This window comes from Synechococcus sp. 1G10 (assembly GCF_002252625.1).
Taxonomy (GTDB): Bacteria; Cyanobacteriota; Cyanobacteriia; order PCC-6307; family Cyanobiaceae; genus Regnicoccus_A.
On record NZ_NQKW01000006.1, the window covers coordinates 83,898 to 101,478 of the forward strand.

Below are 17,581 nucleotides of genomic sequence, written 5' to 3' on the forward strand. Positions count from 1 at the left end.
AGCATGGGAGAGGCCAAACGCCGCACGGAACAGGGATTACCGCCTCGCGGGCCGCAGAAGAACTCCAGCTCTGCCAAGGACACCTCACCGCGGCTGGCCCCCTGGCTGCCATTGACCCGCCGCCAGGCCGACCGCTTCATTCAGGTCTCCACCCAGGGGGCCTGGATTGGCATTGCTGCCCTGGTGCTGTTCTGGATCACAGTGCGCTTCATCGGACCCTCCGTCGGCTGGTGGAACCTCTCCGATTGATCGGGTGCGCCTTTGCCCACACCAGAGCTCAGCCGTGGCAGAAAATGGAAGAAAACATTAGAATCCCCCCAATTCCTGAGCTGGCCGATGTTTCCCCGCCTCGCTGAGCAATACCGCTCCGTAGTGCTCGACCTGGTGATGAGCCTGCAGGCCTTGGCAAGCAGCCTGCAGCGCAAAGGCCTGGTAGCCACCTGCTATGTGTGCGGTGATGGCCGGGATGGCCATGGCGCATCGTTCGTGGCCGACCTCGGAGACGCCCATATGGTGAGCTTCCTGGTCTCCGATTTCGGGATCAGCTGGGTGGAATCTCGCAACGGCTGCGAACTGGTGAAGCTCGAAGGCGCTGAGGCCATCCAGGAACTGCAGCGGGTTGCCACCTTCCTGCAGGACGCTCAACCGTGCGCCCCAACTCCTGCGGCCACCGGGCAAGATCCCGAGGCCAGCAGGCTTGAGGCTCCCCTGATCTGATCTGAGCTCTGCTGCGCCCCCTGATCTCAGCTGACAGCCGGCTCCAGAGCATCAGCACCGTGCTCCATCGCTGATTCGGTGGATTCCGAGGCAGACGAAGCGTTCGAGCTGGTGGCGGCCAGCTTGGCGGCCGCCGCTGCCAGTGGCTTGAGCGAATTGGCGGTCACATCAGCACCCTCGGTGAGCTTGCGCCTGACCTCGGCCTCGATCTGCTCCTTCTGCTCCGGGTTCTGCTCCAACCAGGTGATGGTGTTGTCGCGGCCCTGACCGATGTTGTCACCGCCGTAGCTGTACCAGGCACCCTTGCGGATCACCACACCGGTTTCCTCGGCCAGGTCAATCACACAGCCCAGGGTGCTGATACCACGCCCGAAGAGAATATCGAATTCGGCGATTCGGAACGGGGGCGCCACCTTGTTCTTGGCCACCTTCACCTTGGCACGGATGCCGTATTCCTCCGTACCGCGCTTGAGGGTCTGGATGCGACGGATATCGAGCCGCACCGAGGCATAGAACTTGAGGGCATTGCCGCCGGTGGTGGTTTCAGGGTTGCCGTAGGTGACGCCGATCTTCTGGCGCAGCTGGTTGAGAAAGATCACCGTGCAACCCGACTTGCCGATGTTGCCGGTGATCTTGCGCATCGCCTGGCTCATCAGGCGGGCCTGGCTGCCGACGGCCAGATCACCCATTTCCCCCTCAATCTCAGCCCGCGGAGTGAGAGCCGCCACAGAGTCGATAACAACGATATCGACGGCGGCGGAGCGCACCAGCTGATCGACGATCTCCAGGGCCATTTCACCCGTATCGGGCTGGGACACCAGCAGATTTTCAACATCAACGCCCAAGGCAGCTGCGTAGACCGGGTCGAGTGCATGCTCCGCATCCACGAAAGCGGCCACCCCGCCTCGCCGCTGCGCTTCGGCGATGGCGTGGAGGGTGAGGGTGGTCTTGCCGGAACTCTCAGGCCCGTAGACCTCCACCACCCGGCCCTTGGGATATCCGCCGCCCAGAGCCAGATCGAGGGTGAGGGCACCGGTGGACATCGTTTCCACCCGCATCCGGGAGGCATCCCCGAGGCGCATGATCGAGCCCTTGCCGAAGTTGCGCTCGATCTGGCCGAGCACAAGGTTGAGGGCCTTGTCGCGTTCCGCTGCGCCGGCCGCTGACGCGCTCGAGGAGCGGGGCTGGGCCGACCTGAGGTCGGTGCTCTTGGGGTCGACAGGCATGGTCAGAAGAAAACGAAGGAACGGGCCGGAAAGGGACGGACCCCAGGGGATGTCGCCGTGCGGCCTCACAGCTACAGGTGCCACCAAAGCCGATGGATGTATCAGGGCGGTGGCAAAACAGCGGCAGCAGGCCCCTGCCGCCGGGTAGCTCAGAATTAGTACAGGCGTACGCTAGCGGATCAGGGCCACGTAGCCAAGGGGGCCGCGAAGGCCGCCGGCTCCAGCACCGCCAGCCCCTCGGGCAGAGCGATCAGATCGTGGGGCCCCAGGTAGCCCCAGCTCACCAGGAAACAGCGCACCGCCTCCAGTCCAGCGGTGGCGCGCACCGCCTCGAGCGTGGGCCGGCGGTCCTCGATGAACCAGAGCGGCCGCTGCAGCGCGCGCAGGCGCAGCAGCACCTCGGGCTTGCTGCCGTCCTCGTGGCCGAAGGTGTACAGAGGATCGAGGTCCTGGGCCGCGAGCAGCTCCCGGGCGAAGGCGCCGCCCTTGGTGGTGAGCACGGCCCAGTCGGCAGGCTCCGCTGCCAGGGCCCGCAGCCGCTGCGGCACTCCGGGGTAGGGCCGGTGCAGCGCCAGCCAATGCCTGCGATCGGCCGCAATGGCCTGCCGGCGCACTTCTTCGAGGGTGGCCTGCAAGGTCTCGGGGCTCCAGCCCCAGTGGGCCAGCGCTGGAGCCAGGGCCTCGTCGTAGTCCGCCCCCGGGGCGGTGAGGTCGCTGGAGCTGCGGGACAGCTCCGCGGCCACCAGCACCATCTCCCAGCCCTTGTGGATCAGCGGGCGCAGCCGGGCGAAGGCAACGGGAGCCTGCTCGGGAAGGGTGAGGTCCGGCCGCAGCTTCAGGACCGCCTGGCGAGCTGCCCACCAGTACTCCGCCATGCCGTCGACGAGGACGCCATCGAAGTCGAACACCAGCAGTGGGCTGGGGGTCACGCAGGGATCTCTCAGAACTGGGCCGCTAGGATTCGAACCTAGGAATGGCGGGACCAAAACCCGCTGCCTTACCACTTGGCGACGGCCCAAAGCTCCAGCGGCGGCCTTCCAATCCAGTCGATCCATGGGGATGGATCCGGGTTGGTCGAGCGCTTGGCCGGTTGCCTTGTTAGTTACCCACAGCGGGCCGTCCTTCGTCAATCTCTGAATGCCGGCAGCGAACCTGCCAACCCGTGCCGGGCCCTTTCATGGAGGAAAGACCCGCAGCCGCCGCAGGTCGCCGCTGCCGAATTCGGCACTGCGCAGGCCGTAGCCATTCACCTGATCGGCCTGGATGCCTCGCACCGACGGACTTCGGGGCAACAGCTCCACCGGCCGTCCCTGGAGAAGCACCACCTGCTCCACCGCCAGACGGCATTCCTCCATGGCGCCATGGGCGTCATCAGGGGCGCTGACAGGGTCAGTGGCAGCTGCCGTCCCTTCTCCGCCGCGACGGCGCAACAGCCGCTCCACTCCGCGTTGGATCTGGGGAAGGGTGTCGGCCTTGATCACCAGGATCGGCACATGCCGCTCGAGGGCCTGGCTGCGTACCTGGGGTTCGCGACCGAGCTGCTGGCGCAGGCTCAGCACCGCATCGGCGTCCTCCACCTGGCTGGCGCGCTGCACGGGCAACTGACGGCTGCGCACCACCTGCTCCAGCAACTGGGGGCTGACCCCGCAGCAGTAGAGGCGCAGGGGAGGGGCCGCAGGGGAAGGGGATGCCGAGCGGCGATGGGGCGGGAGCAGCTCTGGATCGGGCAGGGGCACCGGTGCCAGGGCTGAGCTGGGGGCTGAGGCTGAGCGGTCCCCAGCCAGAAGCGGACCACGCCGCGGCATCCGGGGGGGAGAGCGAAGACCGGGTTCGGGATCATCGAGTCGCAGCAGGCCGTCGCTGCCCAGCTCACGAACCTGGGGACGTACCGGCTGCCCTCGCAGCTGCTGATCAACGGTGCGGGCCACGTCACGGTGCACCAGCCAGCGGCTGCGGCTGTGCATCTCCACCGCCAGGGGGAAGGTGGGGTCAGCGCAGCGCTCGAGCACCGTCTTCTGGGAACCACGCCGGCGGGCCTCCTCATCCCCCAGGGTGACCGACTGAATGCCCCCGATCAGATCGGCCAGGGTGGGGTTCTTGATCAGGTTGGCCAGCTCGTTGCCGTGGGCTGTGGCCACCAGCATCACGCCGCGCTCGGCGATGGTGCGGGCAGCCTGGGCCTCGAGTTCGGTGCCGATCTCATCGATCACGATCACCTCGGGCATGTGGTTTTCCACCGCCTCGATCATCACCTGATGCTGTTGCTCAGGCCTCGCCACCTGCATGCGTCTGGCCCGGCCGATGGCGGGATGGGGAATGTCTCCGTCGCCGGCGATCTCGTTGCTGGTGTCGATCACCACCACCCGCCGCTCCAGGTCGTCGGCCAGCACCCGGGCGATCTCCCGCAGTGCCGTGGTCTTGCCCACACCGGGCCGTCCCATCAGCAGCAGCGACTGGCCGCTGTCGAGCAGGTCGCGCACCATCGCCACCGTGCCGAACACCGCCCGGCCCACCCGGCAGGTGAGCCCGACCACCTCCCCACCGCGGTTGCGGATCGCACTGATGCGATGCAGGGTGCGCTCGATACCGGCCCGGTTGTCGCCGCCGAAGGACCCGAGCCGCTGCACCACCGCCGCCAGATCGGCCCGCTCGATCGGCCGCTGATCCAGCAGCTGGGCGCGGCCCGGATAGCGAGCTTCGGGTGCACGGCCCAGGTCGAGCACCACCTCCAGCAACTGATCACGGCTGAGCGGGCTCGCCAGCGCTTCAGCGACACGCTCGGGCAACACCTCCAGCAGGCGATCGAGATCGTCGGTGATCCGCTGGGGGGTGATTAGCCGGGCGGCCGCGGCAGTGGCGGCAACGCTTGGACTGGGCATGGACACGGCCCATCTGCACCAACGTTCTAGCCATCAGCGGCCAGCCAGGGGGAGACAAGCTCCTGCGCCAGCGCCAGGGCCTGGGGCCAGAGGGCCGGCTCATCGAGCAGACGCCGGCCACGTCGTTCCGCCTCCAGCACCAGGGGGGAGAGCAGCCGGCGAGCCAGACCACCGAAGGCCACCCCGGCGGCGGCAGTACGAGCGGCCTGAGCGCCCCCGCTGCGCTGGTGCAGCAGCGGCAGGCTGCGGCCGTTGGTGCCGCCAGCGAGTTGCAGTGGCCCCGGCGGCGCCAGCCGGCGCACGGCAAGCAGCAGGTTGACGGCGGCATGGGCCGTGCCATCGCCCACATCACCACTCATCGGGCGGCCATCGAGTTGCCAGAGGGGACGGAAGCGATGGCGGCGCAGCAGGACGAACCGCTGCCAGAGCTCGCGGGCCAGGGTCGCCGGGCTGGCGTCAGGGGAGGGGGCAGCGGCGGCCGCGCCGGCCTCAAGGCCACAACTGACGGCCAGGCGCCGCAAGGGCAGGCCCGAGGCCGCCACCTGCTCCAGCCGCCGGGCGAAGGCCTCTCCCCGGCCCAGGCAGGTATGGATCTCCACCGCATCCGGGCGCAGGCGAGCGAGGAGCTCCGGCACTGCCGAGGCTTCGAGTCCATGACTGCGGGCCTCGATCAGTCCGTGGGGGCAGGCGGGCAAGCAGCGGCCACAGCCGTAGCAGCGCTCCCTGGTCACACCGGCCCCGGCCGGGATCGCCTCTGCAGGGCAGACACGGGCGCAGGGCCTGGGGCAGTCGGCCGGGCAACGGCTGGGATCGAACCAGGCCTTGCGGAAGTGGGGATCGTCGCCGTCGCTGAGGCTGAGCATCAGCCAGGGGGTACTCAGCTCAGGCCGCTGCTCACGGGCCCAGCGCAGGCCCCGGCGGGCGGCGGCCACCACCGCTTCATCAGCGGCCACATCAATGCAATGAACCCCAGCAAGGGCATAGAGCCCGCAGAGGTCTTCGATGGCAGCGAGATCCTGATTGCTGGCCCCGCAGATCAACTTGACCCAGTGACCACAGGCGAGAGCCTGGTCAGGCGGCAACCATCTCCTCCAAAGGCTTCCAGCGCAGACTGCGGGACCCGCCCAGCTCCGCCACGATCTTCAGCCGGGGCTCGCGCCGGGTGAGCGAACAGAGCGACTGCAGCTCCGCCGAGGAGAGCACCTGAGCCTCCAGCAGCCACAACACCATGGGCTTGATGCCCTCCAGCAAGGCCCCCAACTGGGGCATCACCCGCTGCACCTCGCCCACGGCGGCCCCACGGCCCACGCTGTGATGGCCAAGGTGGGGCGGACGGACCCCATGACTCTGGAACAGGAAGACCTCGGGGTCACCCAGGCCCCGGGCCGAAGTGATCTGAGCGCCGTACCCAGCTGCGCGCAGGCGGCGCAGCAGTCGGGTCTCAGCACCTCCTTCCAGAGGGGCGTAAAGGGCGAGGGCGCCGGCCTTCTCCAAGTCCTGACGGAAGCGGCGACCTGAGAGCAGCAGAGGCATGGGGCGGCTTCAGAACTGTTGGCGAAAGTCTGACAGGGGAGAGAAGAATGTGGCCGGAGTCGATAGGGTATGGTGTTCTCTTGTGCATCTGATCTGCGCCCGACCGCTAGCCGGGCCTCCAGATCAATGTGCGGGATCGTCGCTGGCGACGGTCTCTTCTGGTCAGTGCGGCCAGGCTTGCCGGTTTGCTCCGCGCAATGCCCAACCGCCGGGATACTGCCGCCTTGCCCAGCAGGCGCGGACAAGTCCCAGCCAACTGTTTCGCCAACCGCTAGCCCACCCGAAACCGCCCCGGAGCTTCCGCTCCCCAGCGGCTCGGGAGCCAGTTTTTCTGGCCAAGCGCGTCTGCACGAATCAGTATCGAGTGGCTCGCACCCGTGCGCGTCACTGTCCTGCTGGCGTTTCTCCCTCCTATGTCCTTCGGCATCCTTGGGAAAAAACTGGGCATGTCTCAGTTTTTCGACCCCAACGGCAAATCCATCCCGGTCACCGTGATCGAGGCTGGTCCTTGCCGCATCACCCAACTCAAAACTCCTGCCACCGACGGCTACAGCGCCGCTCAGATCGGTTTCGGTGAGATCCGCGAGAAGCTCGTCAACAAGCCTGCGGCCGGTCACCTGGCCAAGTCAGGCGATGGGCTGCTGCGTCATCTGCAGGAATACCGGCTGGAGTCCCTTGACGGCCTCGAGCTCGGCGCCTCCATCACTGTCGAGGCCTTCGAAGCCGGACAGAAAGTGGACGTCAGCGGCGACACGGTCGGCCGGGGCTTCTCCGGCTACCAGAAGCGCCATGGCTTCAGTCGTGGCCCGATGAGCCACGGCTCCAAGAACCATCGCGAACCCGGATCCACCGGTGCCGGCACCACGCCCGGTCGGGTCTATCCGGGTAAACGCATGGCTGGCCGCTACGGCGGCAAGCAGATCACCACCCGCGGCCTCACCATCCTCAAGGTGGACAACGAGCGCAACCTTTTGGTGGTGAAGGGTTCGGTGCCCGGCAAGCCCGGCGCCCTGCTCAGCATCCGTCCCGCCCTGCGGGTCGGCGCCAAGGCCGCGAACTGAGGAGAAATCAGATGGTGAATTGTGTTGTGCGCGATTGGCAGGGAAAGGAAGCCGGCGAGGCCAGCCTTGACCTGAAAGTCGCCAAGAAATCATCCGCCGCCGACCTGGTGCACAGGGCGGTGGTCAGGCAGCTGGCCAATGCCCGACAGGGCACTGCCAGCACCCTCACCCGGGCAGAGGTCCGTGGTGGTGGCCGCAAGCCCTACAAGCAGAAGGGAACGGGCCGGGCCAGGCAGGGCTCGATTCGCACCCCCCTGCGCCCTGGTGGTGGTGTGATCTTCGGGCCCAAGCCCCGTAGTTACACCCTGGCGATGAACCGCAAGGAACGTCGTCTGGCCCTGCGCACGGCCCTGATCAGCCGCGCCGCAGACATCCTCGTTGTCAAAGGCTTCGCCGCCGGTCTTGAGGTTCCCAAAACCAAGGAGATCGTGGCGGCTCTGGAGCGCTGGCAGGTGCCGGCTGGCAGCAAGGTGCTGCTCGTGATCGATGCCCCCAGCGACGTGGTTCGCCGTTCGGTGCGCAACCTTGAGAAAGTGAAGCTGATCGCCGCTGATCAGCTCAACGTGTTCGACCTGCTCCACGCCAATGTGCTGGTGTTGAGCGAAGAGGCACTGGCGAAGATTCAGGAGATTTACGGCGATGACTGAGCGTTTCAATGGCCGGCTCGCGGATGTGATCCGCAAGCCGCTGATCACCGAAAAAGCCACCCGTGCCCTGGAACTCAACCAGTACACGTTCGAGGTGGATCCCCGGGCCGCCAAGCCCGACATCAAGGCTGCCGTCGAACATCTCTTCGATGTGCATGTGGTCGGGGTCAGCACCATGAATCCCCCCCGCCGCAGCCGGCGGGTCGGGCGCTTCGCCGGCAAGCGTGCCCAGGTGAAGAAAGCCGTGGTGCGCCTCGCCCCTGGCGATGCCATCCAGTTGTTTCCAGAGGCCTGAGGGGTCTGAATCGTTATGGCAATCCGCAACTACCGCCCCTACACCCCCGGCACCCGCGGCCGCTCCTCCAGCGACTTCAGCGAAGTCACTGAGCGCCGTCCCGAGCGTTCGCTGGTGGTGGCCAAACACCGCCAGAAAGGTCGCAACAACCGCGGTGTGATCACCTGTCGCCACCGAGGTGGCGGCCACAAGCGCCTCTACCGCCTCGTCGACTTCCGTCGTGACAAGACCGGCGTGGTCGCCCGCGTGGCCGCCATCCACTACGACCCCCACCGCAATGCGCGGCTGGCGCTGCTCTTCTACACCGACGGCGAAAAGCGCTACATCCTGGCTCCCGCTGGCATCACAGTGGGCCAGACGGTCGTATCGGGTCCCGAGGCCCCGATTGAAGTGGGGAACGCCCTGCCGCTCTCGGCCATTCCTCTCGGATCCAGCGTCCACAACGTCGAGCTTTATGCCGGACGTGGCGGACAGATGGTGCGTACCGCCGGTGCCAGCGCCCAGGTGATGGCAAAGGAAGGCGACTACGTCGCCCTCAAGCTGCCCTCCACCGAAGTTCGGCTGGTGCGTCGTGAGTGCTTCGCCACCCTTGGCGAAGTGGGCAACGCTGAAGTGCGCAACACCAGCCTCGGCAAGGCCGGCCGCACCCGCTGGCTCGGCCGCCGTCCCCAGGTGCGCGGCAGTGTGATGAACCCGTGCGATCACCCCCACGGTGGTGGTGAAGGCCGGGCTCCGATCGGCCGCTCCGGTCCTGTCACACCCTGGGGCAAACCCGCCCTGGGCCTGAAAACCCGCAAACGCAACAAGCCCAGCAATCGGTTTGTGCTGCGGAAGCGTCGCCGCACCTCCAAGCGGAGCCGTGGCGGACGGGATTCCTGATGCTCAACACCGCACTGCTGTCTGCCTGATTCGCTATGGGACGTTCACTCAAAAAAGGGCCTTTCGTCGCCGACCACCTGCTGCGCAAGGTCGAAGCGCAGAACAGCGCTGGCGACAAGACCGTCATCAAGACCTGGTCACGGGCCTCCACAATCCTGCCGATGATGATCGGCCACACCATTGCCGTCCACAACGGCAAAAGCCATGTGCCGGTCTACGTGACCGAGCAGATGGTGGGCCACAAGCTGGGGGAATTCGCCCCCACCCGCACCTTCCGGGGCCACATCAAAGACAAAAAAGGTGCCCGTTAAGGAGCGAATCACCATGGCCAACACCACCCCCAGCCAAGAAGCCCGCGCCCACGGCCGCTACATCCGCGGTTCCGTGTCCAAGGTGCGTCGGGTGCTCGATCAGATCCGCGGCCGCACCTATCGCGAAGCGCTGATCCTGCTCGAGTTCATGCCCTACCGCTCCACCGGACCAATCACCAAGGTGCTCCGCTCCGCTGTGGCCAACGCCGAGCACAACATGGGCCTCGATCCGGCCTCGCTCGTGATCAGCACCGCAATCGCCGATATGGGTCCCTCCCTGAAGCGCTTCCGGCCACGGGCCCAGGGCCGTGCTTACGCCATCAAAAAGCAAACCTGCCACATCAGCATTGCTGTGGCTCCTTCCGCCTGACCCCCGAGGACACCGCCCGATGGGACACAAGATCCATCCAACCGGCCTGCGCCTGGGGATCACCCAGGACCACCGCTCCCGTTGGTACGCCCCCAGCAAGACCTACCCGATCCTCCTCCAGGAGGATGACCGGATTCGCTGCTTCATTCACAAGAAGTACGCCTCAGCCGGCATCAGCGATGTGCTGATCGCCCGCAAGGCCGATCAGCTGGAGGTCGAGCTCAAGACAGCCCGGCCTGGTGTGCTGGTGGGACGCCAGGGCAGCGGCATCGAAGAACTGCGCGCAGGCATCCAGAAAACCGTCGGTGATCGCAACCGCCAGGTGCGCATCAACGTGGTGGAAGTGGAGCGGGTTGACGCCGATGCGTTCCTGCTGGCCGAATACATCGCCCAGCAACTGGAGAAGCGGGTGGCGTTCCGCCGAGTCATGCGCATGACCGTGCAGCGTGCCCAACGGGCAGGCGTGCTCGGCCTCAAGATCCAGGTGAGCGGACGCCTCAACGGCGCCGAAATCGCCAGGACCGAATGGACCCGGGAAGGCCGGGTTCCGCTGCATACACTCCGCGCCGACATCGACTACGCAACCAAGGTGGCCACCACCACCTATGGGGTGCTGGGAATCAAGGTGTGGGTGTTCAAAGGAGAAGTGCTTCCTGGTCAACAGGAAAAACTCCCCGTCGGGGCAGCACCACGGCGCCGCGCCAATCGCCGGCCCCAACAGTTCGAAGACCGCTCCAACGAGGAGTGAGCAGGAAGCCTGAACCATGCTGAGTCCACGTCGCGTCAAATTCCGCAAACAACAGCGAGGCCGCATGTGCGGTGTCGCCAGCCGGGGCAACACCATTGCCTTCGGTCAGTTTGCGCTGCAGGCCCAGGAATGCGGGTGGATCACCTCCCGACAGATTGAGGCCAGCCGCCGGGCCATGACCCGCTACGTCAAGCGGGGAGGAAAGATCTGGATCCGGATCTTCCCTGACAAGCCCGTCACCATGCGCCCTGCCGAAACCCGTATGGGTTCTGGTAAGGGCAACCCCGAGTTCTGGGTGGCTGTCATCAAGCCCGGTCGCATTCTCTTTGAAATGGGCGGTCCCGAAATCACCGAAGCCATTGCCAAGGAGGCCATGCGCCTGGCCCAGTACAAGCTCCCCATCAAGACCAAGTTCCTGGCCCTTGACGAGCAGGCGACCGCGGTCGAACCGGAGACCACCGTTCCTGTGGAGTCCTGAACCCATGGCCCGTCCTGACATCGCCGAGGTGCGCAAGCTCACCGACGCCGAAATCAGCGAACAGATCAACGGCTGCCGCCGCGATCTCTTCGATCTGCGCTTCCAGCAGGCCACCCGCCGGCTGGAACAACCCCACCGCTTCAAGGAAAGCCGCATCAAGCTGGCCCACCTCCTGACGGTGCAGAAGGAGCGTCAGAGCTCCGCCCCCTCCGCCTCCTGATCCCCCCCACACCACCCATGGCACTCAAGGAAAGGGTCGGCGTCGTCGTCAGCGACAAGATGGACAAAACAGTGGTGGTGGCGGTTGAAAACCGCTTCCCCCATCCCATCTACCAGAAGACCGTCAGCCGCACCACCCGTTACAAAGCCCACGACGAGGACAATCGTTGTCGCGTGGGTGATCGGGTCCGCATCACCGAAACCCGTCCCCTCAGCCGTACCAAGCGCTGGGCCGTGGCCGAAGTTTTCACCACATCCGGCGCGAGCTGAGAACACCCCACCATGATTCAGCAGGAAACTTATCTCAACGTCGCTGACAACAGCGGCGCGAAGCGTATCCAATGCATTCGGGTGCTGGGTACCAATCGTCGCTATGCCCATGTGGGCGATGTCATCGTGGCCGCCGTCAAGGACGCCATGCCCAACATGGGCGTCAAGAAGTCGGATGTGGTCAAGGCCGTGGTGGTTCGCACCAGGGCCACCCTGCGTCGGGACACCGGCAATGCGATTCGCTTCGACGACAATGCCGCCGTGATCCTGGGCACCGACAACAACCCCAAAGGCACACGGGTTTTCGGACCCGTTGCCCGGGAACTGCGGGAGCGCAACTTCACCAAAATCGTGTCTCTCGCCCCGGAGGTGATCTGAGATGGCCACAGCCACCCCAAAACCCAGGCCCGTTCACAGGGTCAAGATGCGCATCCGCAAGGGTGACACCGTCAAGGTGATTGCCGGCAAGGACAAGGGCAAGACCGGTGAGGTCCTGCGCACCCTTCCCGATGAAAACCGTGTGGTCGTGCAGGGCATCAACCTGCGCACCCGCCACATGAAGCCCACTCAAGAAGGCGAATCAGGCCGCATCCTCACCGAAGAGGCCTCCATCCACGCGTCCAACGTGATGGTGTTTTCAACCACCAGCAACGTCCCCAGCCGGGTGGAGCTCGTCGTCGAAGCCGACGGCACCAAGAAGCGCCGCCTCAAGAAGACGGGTGAAGTCCTTGCCTGAGGGCACTGACAACCGCTCCCACCGCTGAACGCAACCCCGTCCGCTTTCTGACAACGCCCAGAAGCGCATTCCCCTACCCCCGCCATGTCACTCAAACAGCGCTATCGGGAGACGATCCAGCCCAAGTTGCTCAAGGATCTGACCCTCTCGAACATCCATGAAGTCCCCAAGGTGGTGAAGGTCACCGTCAACAGGGGGCTTGGCGAAGCCGCCCAGAACGCCAAGGCTCTTGAAGCCTCGATCAGCGAGCTGGCCACGATCACCGGACAGAAGGTGGTTGTGACGCGCGCCAAGAAAGCCATCGCCGGCTTCAAGCTTCGCCAAGGGATGCCGATCGGGGTTGTTGTCACCCTGCGGGGGGACCGGATGTACGCCTTCCTGGAGCGCCTGATCAACCTGGCCCTGCCGCGCATCCGCGACTTTCGCGGGGTCAGCCCCAAGAGCTTCGACGGTAGGGGCAATTACACCCTGGGGGTGCGGGAGCAGATCATCTTCCCCGAAATTTCCTACGACAAGATCGACGCCATTCGTGGCATGGACATCACCATCGTGACCAGCGCCCGCAACGACGAAGAGGGCCGGGCCCTCCTCCGCGAGATGGGAATGCCGTTCCGCAGCAACTGAGCCCTCCTCGGATCCCAACCATGGCCAATCACGACCCGATTTCCGACATGCTCACCCGCATCCGCAATGCGAGTGAAAAGAAGCATCAGACCACCAAGGTGCCCGCTTCACGCCTTTCCCACAGCATCGCCAAGGTGCTGCAGCACGAAGGCTTCATCGCCCAGATCAGTGAGGAAGGAGAAGGCGTCGAACGCTTCCTCGTTCTCGAGCTGAAGTACAGCGGCAAGCATCGTCAGCCCACCATCCGCTCGGTGCAGCGGGTCAGCAAGCCTGGCCTGCGCATCTACAAGAACACCCGTCAGCTTCCCAAGGTCCTCGGCGGCCTCGGCGTGGCGATCATCTCCACGTCAAAAGGGGTGATGAGCGACCGTGATGCCCGCAAGCAGGGCGTTGGCGGTGAAGTGCTTTGCTACATCTATTGATCTGGGAGTTGATCCATGTCACGTATTGGTAAAGCGCCGATCCCCATTCCCGACAAGGTGAACGTCACCCTGTCAGGTCTGGCGGTCACGGTCAAAGGTCCCAAGGGCGAGCTCCGCCGCACCCTTCCCGATGGTGTGGCTGTCAGCCAGCAGGAGAACACCCTGGTGGTCACCCCTTCCAACGGAAGCCGCCGTTCCCGTGAGCGTCACGGCCTCTGCCGCACCCTCGTCGCCAACATGGTCGAGGGCGTCAGTCAGGGCTTCACCCGCAAGCTCGAGATCATCGGCGTGGGCTACCGCGCCCAGGTCCAGGGTCGCAAGCTCGTGGTCAGCGCCGGCTACAGCCACCCTGTGGAGGTGAATCCCCCCGAAGGCGTGAGCTTCACGGTCGAAGGCACCACCCAGGTGATGGTGTCCGGCGCCGACAAGGAGCTGGTTGGCAATGAAGCCGCCAAGATCCGCGCCATCCGGCCGCCTGAGCCCTACAAAGGCAAGGGCATCAAGTACGCGGGCGAGCGCATCCTGCGCAAGGCCGGCAAGACCGGTAAGAAATGAGGCCTGCCTGAGCGTTCCCACCCTGTACTGCCATGTCCACCCTTTCCAGAAAACAGCAGACCCAGAAGCGTCACCGCCGTCTGCGTCGCCATCTCAACGGAACCTCCGACCGTCCGCGGTTGGCCGTGTTCCGCTCCAACAACCACATCTACGCCCAGGTCATCGACGACGCGGCCCAGACAACCCTCTGTGCGGCATCGACCCTCGACAAGGATCTGCGCAGCAGCCTCGAGTCCAGTGCCTCCTGTGACGCCTCCGTCGCCGTGGGTCAGCTGCTGGCCACCCGTGCCATCGCCAAGGGCATCCAGCAGGTGGTCTTCGACCGCGGTGGCAATCTGTACCACGGCCGGGTCAAGGCCCTAGCCGATGCCGCCCGGGAAGCGGGCCTTCAGTTCTGAACCGCCTCCAACCATGACCGAAACCAACGAACAGACCAGATCCAGCGACGTGCCCTCCGCGGCCGTCGGCGTTCCTGCCGGCACTGAAGGCCAGCAGGAGCGTCGCGGCGGCGGCAACCGCGGTGGCGGCGGTGGTGATCGCCGTGGCGGCAGTGGCGGCGGACGCCGGGGCGACAACCGCCGCGGCCAGGAGCGCGACTCCGAATGGCAGGAGCGGGTGGTGCAGATCCGCCGGGTCTCCAAGACCGTCAAAGGCGGCAAGAAGATGAGCTTCCGCGCCATCGTCGTGGTCGGCAACGAGCGCGGCCAGGTCGGTGTGGGCGTTGGCAAGGCCGGTGATGTGATCGGTGCCGTGCGCAAGGGCGTGGCCGATGGGAAGAAGCACCTGGTGAAGGTGCCCCTGACCCGCACCAGCTCGATCCCCACCGACGGCCGTGGTGTCGACGGCGCCGCCAGCATCCTGATGCGCCCCGCCGCCCCAGGTACCGGTGTGATCGCGGGGGGCTCGATCCGCACCGTGCTCGAGCTGGCCGGGATCAAGAACGTCCTGGCCAAGCGCCTCGGCAGCAAAACTCCCCTCAACAACGCCCGCGCCACCATCCAGGCGCTGCAGTCTCTGCGCACCCACAAAGAGACGGCCAAGGAACGGGGCATCTCCCTCGAGCAGATCTACTCCTGAGCCCCATGACCCTCTCTCTCAGCACCCTCACTCCCCAGACCGGTGCCCGTCGCCGCAAACTGCGCAAAGGCCGAGGCATTGCCGCCGGCCAGGGCGCCAGCTGCGGTTTCGGCATGCGCGGCCAGAAGTCCCGCTCGGGCCGTCCGACCCGCCCAGGCTTCGAGGGCGGTCAGATGCCCCTCTACCGGCGCCTGCCCAAGCTCAAGCATTTCCCGCTTGTGAACCCCAAGTACTTCACAGTGCTGAACGTGGGCAAACTGGCCGATCTTGAGGCTGGCAGCACCGTTAACCTCGATTCCCTCGTGGACGCTGGCCTTGTCACAAGCCCCAAGCACCCTCTGAAGATCCTCGGCAGCGGTGAACTGAGCGTCAAGCTCAAGGTCGAGGCCACCGCCTTCACCGCCTCGGCCCGCGCCAAGATCGAGGCAGCCGGTGGAACCTGCGAGCTGATCCCCTGATCGGCCAAGACCTGACCCCTGATCCTCACGGGTCCGCCAGGCAACCAGCCGTCTGCCGCCGTTGATCGGATGGGCAGGCGGCTTTGCCATCGTTGCCCCTTTTCCGCCAGTCCGTCCCTCGTCCCTTCTCGCCATGCTCGTCAGCCGGGGCCGCAACCCCAGTGCCGCGGAAATCATCACCCAGGTGATCCAGTCCAAGGGACTGAGGGATCGGGTTCTCACCACCCTGGGCCTGCTGTTGCTTGTGCGTCTGGGGATCTACATCCCAGTGCCGGGCATCGATCGCGTGGCCTTCCAGCAGTTCATCCAGCAGGGTGGCCAGCTGCTCGGCTTCCTGGACATCTTCACCGGCGGTGGCATCTCCACCCTGGGGGTGTTCGCCCTGGGAATCCTGCCATTCATCAACGCCTCGATCATCCTGCAGCTGCTGACAGCGGCCCTGCCCCAGCTGGAGGACCTCCAGAAGAACGAAGGTGAGGCCGGCCGGCGCAAGATCGCCCAGATCACCCGCTATGTGGCCCTGGGTTGGGGCCTGCTGCAAAGCATCGTATTCGCGCTGATCCTGCGTCAGTACGCACTCCCTGGCATTCCCGTGCCGGTATTCGTGATCCAGACCACCCTGGCGCTGGTCACCGGCTCGATGGTGGTGATGTGGATCAGCGAGGTGATCACCGAACGGGGGATCGGCCAGGGTGCCTCACTGGTGATCTTCGTGAATATCGTGGCCACCCTTCCAAGGGCGCTCGGCTCAACGGTGAAACTGGCCGAAAGCGGCGACCGGGCCACCATCGGGGGAATCGTGATCCTGGTGCTGATCTTCCTGGTCACGATCGTGGGCATCATCTTCGTGCAGGAGGGCAGCCGTCGCATCCCGATCGTGAGCGCCAAGCGCCAGGTGGGTCAGGCCAGTCTCGCCAGCCGCCAGAGCTACCTGCCGCTGAAGCTCAACCCCGGCGGGGTGATGCCGATCATCTTCGCTTCGGCGGTGGTCTTCCTGCCCCTGACGATTGCCAACATCACCAAGGCCCCCTGGCTGATTCAGCTGGCCGGCTATCTCAATCCCAACAGCAGCACCCCCTGGCTCTACGCCCTGATCTTCTTCGCTCTGATCTGTGGCTTTTCTCTCTTCTACGCCTCGCTCACCATCAATCCGATCGATATCGCCACCAACCTCAAGCGGGGGGGGGTGGCCATTCCCGGGGTGCGGCCCGGCTCGGCCACAGCCCAGTATCTGAGTGGCGTGCAGAACCGGCTGACCCTGCTCGGGGGGCTTTTCCTCGGAGCGGTGGCGATCATTCCCTCCGCGGTGGAAGGGGCCACCCAGGTGCGCACCTTCCAGGGTCTGGGGGCCACCTCCCTGCTGATTTTGGTTGGTGTCGCCATCGACACCGCCAAGCAGGTGCAGACCTATGTGATCTCCCAGCGCTACGAAGGACTGGTGCGGGAGTGATCCACCCCAGCCCAAAGCCACCGTTCCATTCCAGTCACCTCTCCCGCCATGTCCAAGCGCCTTCTTTTCCTCGGCCCACCAGGAGCCGGCAAAGGCACCCAGGCCCAACTGCTGGCCGCTGAACGCGATCTTCTCCACCTCTCCACCGGCGAGCTGTTGCGAGCCGAAGTTCAGGCAGGCACGGCGCTGGGTGCGGAAGCCCAGGCCGTCATGGCTCGGGGCGAACTGGTGAGCGACGCCCTGGTGCTGGCGATCGTGCGGGACCGCCTGATCAGCCATGACGGAGGCTGGCTGCTGGATGGCTTCCCCCGCAACCTGGCCCAGGCCGAAGCCCTCAGTGAACTGCTTGAGGAGCTGAACCAGCCGATCGAGTGTGTCGTGCTTCTCCAGCTCGACGACGGCATCCTGCTGCAGAGGCTGCTCAGCCGCGGGCGTGACGACGACAACGAAGCGGTGATCCGCAACCGCCTCGAGGTCTACCGCGAGCAGACAGCACCCCTGATCGCCTTCTACCGCCAGCTGGGCCTGATCCGGGAAGTGGAAGCCGAGGGAGCTGTGGAAACGGTGGCTCAACGGGTCGTGGATGGACTTGGTTGACTGGTGTGATACGTTAGCTGTTTGCAAAA

The 17,581-nt window shown here is 65.5% G+C and carries 27 protein-coding genes and 1 tRNA gene; 22 read left to right on the forward strand and 6 right to left on the reverse strand.

The window, feature by feature from the left end; genetic code table 11:
• Positions 1 to 3 precede the first annotated feature (3 nt).
• Together CJZ82_RS07045 and CJZ82_RS07050 are read left to right on the forward strand one after the other, a co-directional pair.
• Positions 4 to 249 (forward strand): DUF2839 domain-containing protein, encoded by a 246-nt coding sequence (locus CJZ82_RS07045; RefSeq protein ID WP_094555091.1) that lies wholly within the window; start codon positions 4 to 6, stop codon positions 247 to 249.
• Between the two features lie 87 nt (positions 250 to 336).
• The gene (locus tag CJZ82_RS07050) at positions 337 to 717 is read left to right on the forward strand and encodes a DUF1815 family protein (protein ID WP_094555092.1); all 381 of its coding nucleotides are present in this window, start codon (positions 337 to 339) and stop codon (positions 715 to 717) included.
• 26 nt (positions 718 to 743) lie between these two features.
• Here CJZ82_RS07050 and recA read toward each other — a convergent pair whose 3' ends face one another.
• The 6 genes from recA to CJZ82_RS07080 form a co-directional block, all read right to left on the reverse strand.
• Positions 744 to 1,943 carry a recombinase RecA gene (gene recA, locus CJZ82_RS07055; protein WP_094555093.1) on the reverse strand — a complete coding sequence of 400 codons (1,200 nt, stop codon included), beginning with the start codon at positions 1,941 to 1,943 and terminating at the stop codon, positions 744 to 746.
• A 179-nt stretch (positions 1,944 to 2,122) separates the two neighbouring features.
• A complete protein-coding gene (locus tag CJZ82_RS07060; protein WP_094555094.1) occupies positions 2,123 to 2,872 on the reverse strand; it encodes an HAD family hydrolase in 750 nt (249 codons plus the stop codon).
• Between the two features lie 17 nt (positions 2,873 to 2,889).
• Positions 2,890 to 2,961: transfer RNA gene (locus tag CJZ82_RS07065), tRNA-Gln, on the reverse strand.
• 157 nt (positions 2,962 to 3,118) lie between these two features.
• Positions 3,119 to 4,822, reverse strand: a complete 1,704-nt coding sequence (locus CJZ82_RS07070; protein WP_233130096.1) for an AAA family ATPase — start codon at positions 4,820 to 4,822, stop codon at positions 3,119 to 3,121.
• A gap of 26 nt (positions 4,823 to 4,848) precedes the next feature.
• The gene (locus CJZ82_RS07075; RefSeq protein ID WP_094555095.1) at positions 4,849 to 5,904 is read right to left on the reverse strand and encodes an LdpA C-terminal domain-containing domain; all 1,056 of its coding nucleotides are present in this window, start codon (positions 5,902 to 5,904) and stop codon (positions 4,849 to 4,851) included.
• A complete protein-coding gene (locus CJZ82_RS07080) occupies positions 5,894 to 6,355 on the reverse strand; it encodes an NAD(P)H-quinone oxidoreductase subunit N (RefSeq protein ID WP_094555096.1) in 462 nt (153 codons plus the stop codon). Before CJZ82_RS07080 ends, CJZ82_RS07075 begins: the two co-directional genes overlap by 11 nt.
• 413 nt (positions 6,356 to 6,768) lie before the next feature.
• Here CJZ82_RS07080 and rplC point away from each other — a divergent pair, with 413 nt between their 5' ends.
• From rplC to CJZ82_RS07180, 20 genes are all read left to right on the forward strand, one after another.
• Entirely contained in the window at positions 6,769 to 7,416 is a 648-nt protein-coding gene (gene rplC / locus CJZ82_RS07085) for a 50S ribosomal protein L3 (protein ID WP_094555097.1), read from the forward strand.
• An 11-nt stretch (positions 7,417 to 7,427) separates the two neighbouring features.
• Positions 7,428 to 8,063 carry a 50S ribosomal protein L4 gene (gene rplD, locus CJZ82_RS07090; protein WP_094555098.1) on the forward strand — a complete coding sequence of 212 codons (636 nt, stop codon included), beginning with the start codon at positions 7,428 to 7,430 and terminating at the stop codon, positions 8,061 to 8,063.
• On the forward strand, positions 8,056 to 8,358 hold the full coding sequence (locus CJZ82_RS07095; protein ID WP_094555099.1) for a 50S ribosomal protein L23: 303 nt from the start codon (positions 8,056 to 8,058) through the stop codon (positions 8,356 to 8,358). Before rplD ends, CJZ82_RS07095 begins: the two co-directional genes overlap by 8 nt.
• 15 nt (positions 8,359 to 8,373) lie before the next feature.
• Positions 8,374 to 9,237, forward strand: a complete 864-nt coding sequence (gene rplB / locus CJZ82_RS07100) for a 50S ribosomal protein L2 (RefSeq protein WP_006173353.1) — start codon at positions 8,374 to 8,376, stop codon at positions 9,235 to 9,237.
• 35 nt (positions 9,238 to 9,272) lie between these two features.
• The gene (gene rpsS / locus CJZ82_RS07105; protein WP_006173352.1) at positions 9,273 to 9,548 is read left to right on the forward strand and encodes a 30S ribosomal protein S19; all 276 of its coding nucleotides are present in this window, start codon (positions 9,273 to 9,275) and stop codon (positions 9,546 to 9,548) included.
• A 13-nt stretch (positions 9,549 to 9,561) separates the two neighbouring features.
• Positions 9,562 to 9,918, forward strand: a complete 357-nt coding sequence (rplV, locus tag CJZ82_RS07110) for a 50S ribosomal protein L22 (protein WP_094555100.1) — start codon at positions 9,562 to 9,564, stop codon at positions 9,916 to 9,918.
• 19 nt (positions 9,919 to 9,937) lie between these two features.
• Positions 9,938 to 10,666, forward strand: coding sequence for a 30S ribosomal protein S3 (gene rpsC, locus CJZ82_RS07115; RefSeq protein WP_094555101.1), 729 nt, complete (start codon positions 9,938 to 9,940; stop codon positions 10,664 to 10,666).
• A gap of 16 nt (positions 10,667 to 10,682) precedes the next feature.
• A complete protein-coding gene (rplP, locus tag CJZ82_RS07120) occupies positions 10,683 to 11,144 on the forward strand; it encodes a 50S ribosomal protein L16 (RefSeq protein ID WP_094555102.1) in 462 nt (153 codons plus the stop codon).
• 4 nt (positions 11,145 to 11,148) lie between these two features.
• A complete protein-coding gene (rpmC, locus tag CJZ82_RS07125; protein ID WP_094555103.1) occupies positions 11,149 to 11,364 on the forward strand; it encodes a 50S ribosomal protein L29 in 216 nt (71 codons plus the stop codon).
• A gap of 17 nt (positions 11,365 to 11,381) precedes the next feature.
• Positions 11,382 to 11,633 carry a 30S ribosomal protein S17 gene (rpsQ, locus tag CJZ82_RS07130; protein ID WP_006173347.1) on the forward strand — a complete coding sequence of 84 codons (252 nt, stop codon included), beginning with the start codon at positions 11,382 to 11,384 and terminating at the stop codon, positions 11,631 to 11,633.
• 12 nt (positions 11,634 to 11,645) lie between these two features.
• A complete protein-coding gene (gene rplN, locus CJZ82_RS07135) occupies positions 11,646 to 12,011 on the forward strand; it encodes a 50S ribosomal protein L14 (RefSeq protein WP_094555104.1) in 366 nt (121 codons plus the stop codon).
• A gap of 1 nt (position 12,012) precedes the next feature.
• Entirely contained in the window at positions 12,013 to 12,369 is a 357-nt protein-coding gene (rplX, locus tag CJZ82_RS07140) for a 50S ribosomal protein L24 (RefSeq protein WP_094555105.1), read from the forward strand.
• An 84-nt stretch (positions 12,370 to 12,453) separates the two neighbouring features.
• Complete coding sequence (rplE, locus tag CJZ82_RS07145) at positions 12,454 to 12,993, forward strand: 50S ribosomal protein L5 (protein WP_094555106.1); 540 nt, start codon at positions 12,454 to 12,456, stop codon at positions 12,991 to 12,993.
• Positions 12,994 to 13,013: 20 nt separating this feature from the next.
• Positions 13,014 to 13,415 (forward strand): 30S ribosomal protein S8, encoded by a 402-nt coding sequence (gene rpsH, locus CJZ82_RS07150; RefSeq protein ID WP_006173343.1) that lies wholly within the window; start codon positions 13,014 to 13,016, stop codon positions 13,413 to 13,415.
• Positions 13,416 to 13,430: 15 nt separating this feature from the next.
• The gene (gene rplF / locus CJZ82_RS07155; RefSeq protein ID WP_094555107.1) at positions 13,431 to 13,970 is read left to right on the forward strand and encodes a 50S ribosomal protein L6; all 540 of its coding nucleotides are present in this window, start codon (positions 13,431 to 13,433) and stop codon (positions 13,968 to 13,970) included.
• Positions 13,971 to 14,002: 32 nt separating this feature from the next.
• Positions 14,003 to 14,368, forward strand: a complete 366-nt coding sequence (gene rplR / locus CJZ82_RS07160; protein WP_094555108.1) for a 50S ribosomal protein L18 — start codon at positions 14,003 to 14,005, stop codon at positions 14,366 to 14,368.
• Positions 14,369 to 14,381: 13 nt separating this feature from the next.
• The gene (rpsE, locus tag CJZ82_RS07165) at positions 14,382 to 15,047 is read left to right on the forward strand and encodes a 30S ribosomal protein S5 (protein ID WP_094555109.1); all 666 of its coding nucleotides are present in this window, start codon (positions 14,382 to 14,384) and stop codon (positions 15,045 to 15,047) included.
• A 5-nt stretch (positions 15,048 to 15,052) separates the two neighbouring features.
• Positions 15,053 to 15,505: a 50S ribosomal protein L15 gene (gene rplO, locus CJZ82_RS07170; protein WP_094555110.1), complete on the forward strand. Its 453-nt coding sequence runs from the start codon at positions 15,053 to 15,055 to the stop codon at positions 15,503 to 15,505.
• A gap of 133 nt (positions 15,506 to 15,638) precedes the next feature.
• Positions 15,639 to 16,955: a preprotein translocase subunit SecY gene (gene secY, locus CJZ82_RS07175; RefSeq protein WP_094555111.1), complete on the forward strand. Its 1,317-nt coding sequence runs from the start codon at positions 15,639 to 15,641 to the stop codon at positions 16,953 to 16,955.
• 48 nt (positions 16,956 to 17,003) lie between these two features.
• On the forward strand, positions 17,004 to 17,552 hold the full coding sequence (locus tag CJZ82_RS07180) for an adenylate kinase (protein ID WP_094555112.1): 549 nt from the start codon (positions 17,004 to 17,006) through the stop codon (positions 17,550 to 17,552).
• Positions 17,553 to 17,581: the final 29 nt, after the last annotated feature.

Bases quoted from the DNA above. Each gene is read 5' to 3' on its own strand.
- CJZ82_RS07045 (WP_094555091.1), top strand. From the start codon at position 4: ATGGGAGAGGCCAAACGCCGCACGGAACAGGGATTACCGCCTCGCGGG.
- CJZ82_RS07050 (WP_094555092.1), top strand. From the start codon at position 337: ATGTTTCCCCGCCTCGCTGAGCAATACCGCTCCGTAGTGCTCGACCTG.
- recA (WP_094555093.1), bottom strand. From the start codon at position 1,943: ATGCCTGTCGACCCCAAGAGCACCGACCTCAGGTCGGCCCAGCCCCGC.
- CJZ82_RS07070 (WP_233130096.1), bottom strand. From the start codon at position 4,822: ATGCCCAGTCCAAGCGTTGCCGCCACTGCCGCGGCCGCCCGGCTAATC.
- CJZ82_RS07080 (WP_094555096.1), bottom strand. From the start codon at position 6,355: ATGCCTCTGCTGCTCTCAGGTCGCCGCTTCCGTCAGGACTTGGAGAAG.
- rplC (WP_094555097.1), top strand. From the start codon at position 6,769: ATGTCCTTCGGCATCCTTGGGAAAAAACTGGGCATGTCTCAGTTTTTC.
- rplD (WP_094555098.1), top strand. From the start codon at position 7,428: ATGGTGAATTGTGTTGTGCGCGATTGGCAGGGAAAGGAAGCCGGCGAG.
- CJZ82_RS07095 (WP_094555099.1), top strand. From the start codon at position 8,056: ATGACTGAGCGTTTCAATGGCCGGCTCGCGGATGTGATCCGCAAGCCG.
- rplB (WP_006173353.1), top strand. From the start codon at position 8,374: ATGGCAATCCGCAACTACCGCCCCTACACCCCCGGCACCCGCGGCCGC.
- rpsS (WP_006173352.1), top strand. From the start codon at position 9,273: ATGGGACGTTCACTCAAAAAAGGGCCTTTCGTCGCCGACCACCTGCTG.
- rplV (WP_094555100.1), top strand. From the start codon at position 9,562: ATGGCCAACACCACCCCCAGCCAAGAAGCCCGCGCCCACGGCCGCTAC.
- rpsC (WP_094555101.1), top strand. From the start codon at position 9,938: ATGGGACACAAGATCCATCCAACCGGCCTGCGCCTGGGGATCACCCAG.
- rplP (WP_094555102.1), top strand. From the start codon at position 10,683: ATGCTGAGTCCACGTCGCGTCAAATTCCGCAAACAACAGCGAGGCCGC.
- rpmC (WP_094555103.1), top strand. From the start codon at position 11,149: ATGGCCCGTCCTGACATCGCCGAGGTGCGCAAGCTCACCGACGCCGAA.
- rpsQ (WP_006173347.1), top strand. From the start codon at position 11,382: ATGGCACTCAAGGAAAGGGTCGGCGTCGTCGTCAGCGACAAGATGGAC.
- rplN (WP_094555104.1), top strand. From the start codon at position 11,646: ATGATTCAGCAGGAAACTTATCTCAACGTCGCTGACAACAGCGGCGCG.
- rplX (WP_094555105.1), top strand. From the start codon at position 12,013: ATGGCCACAGCCACCCCAAAACCCAGGCCCGTTCACAGGGTCAAGATG.
- rplE (WP_094555106.1), top strand. From the start codon at position 12,454: ATGTCACTCAAACAGCGCTATCGGGAGACGATCCAGCCCAAGTTGCTC.
- rpsH (WP_006173343.1), top strand. From the start codon at position 13,014: ATGGCCAATCACGACCCGATTTCCGACATGCTCACCCGCATCCGCAAT.
- rplF (WP_094555107.1), top strand. From the start codon at position 13,431: ATGTCACGTATTGGTAAAGCGCCGATCCCCATTCCCGACAAGGTGAAC.
- rplR (WP_094555108.1), top strand. From the start codon at position 14,003: ATGTCCACCCTTTCCAGAAAACAGCAGACCCAGAAGCGTCACCGCCGT.
- rpsE (WP_094555109.1), top strand. From the start codon at position 14,382: ATGACCGAAACCAACGAACAGACCAGATCCAGCGACGTGCCCTCCGCG.
- rplO (WP_094555110.1), top strand. From the start codon at position 15,053: ATGACCCTCTCTCTCAGCACCCTCACTCCCCAGACCGGTGCCCGTCGC.
- secY (WP_094555111.1), top strand. From the start codon at position 15,639: ATGCTCGTCAGCCGGGGCCGCAACCCCAGTGCCGCGGAAATCATCACC.
- CJZ82_RS07180 (WP_094555112.1), top strand. From the start codon at position 17,004: ATGTCCAAGCGCCTTCTTTTCCTCGGCCCACCAGGAGCCGGCAAAGGC.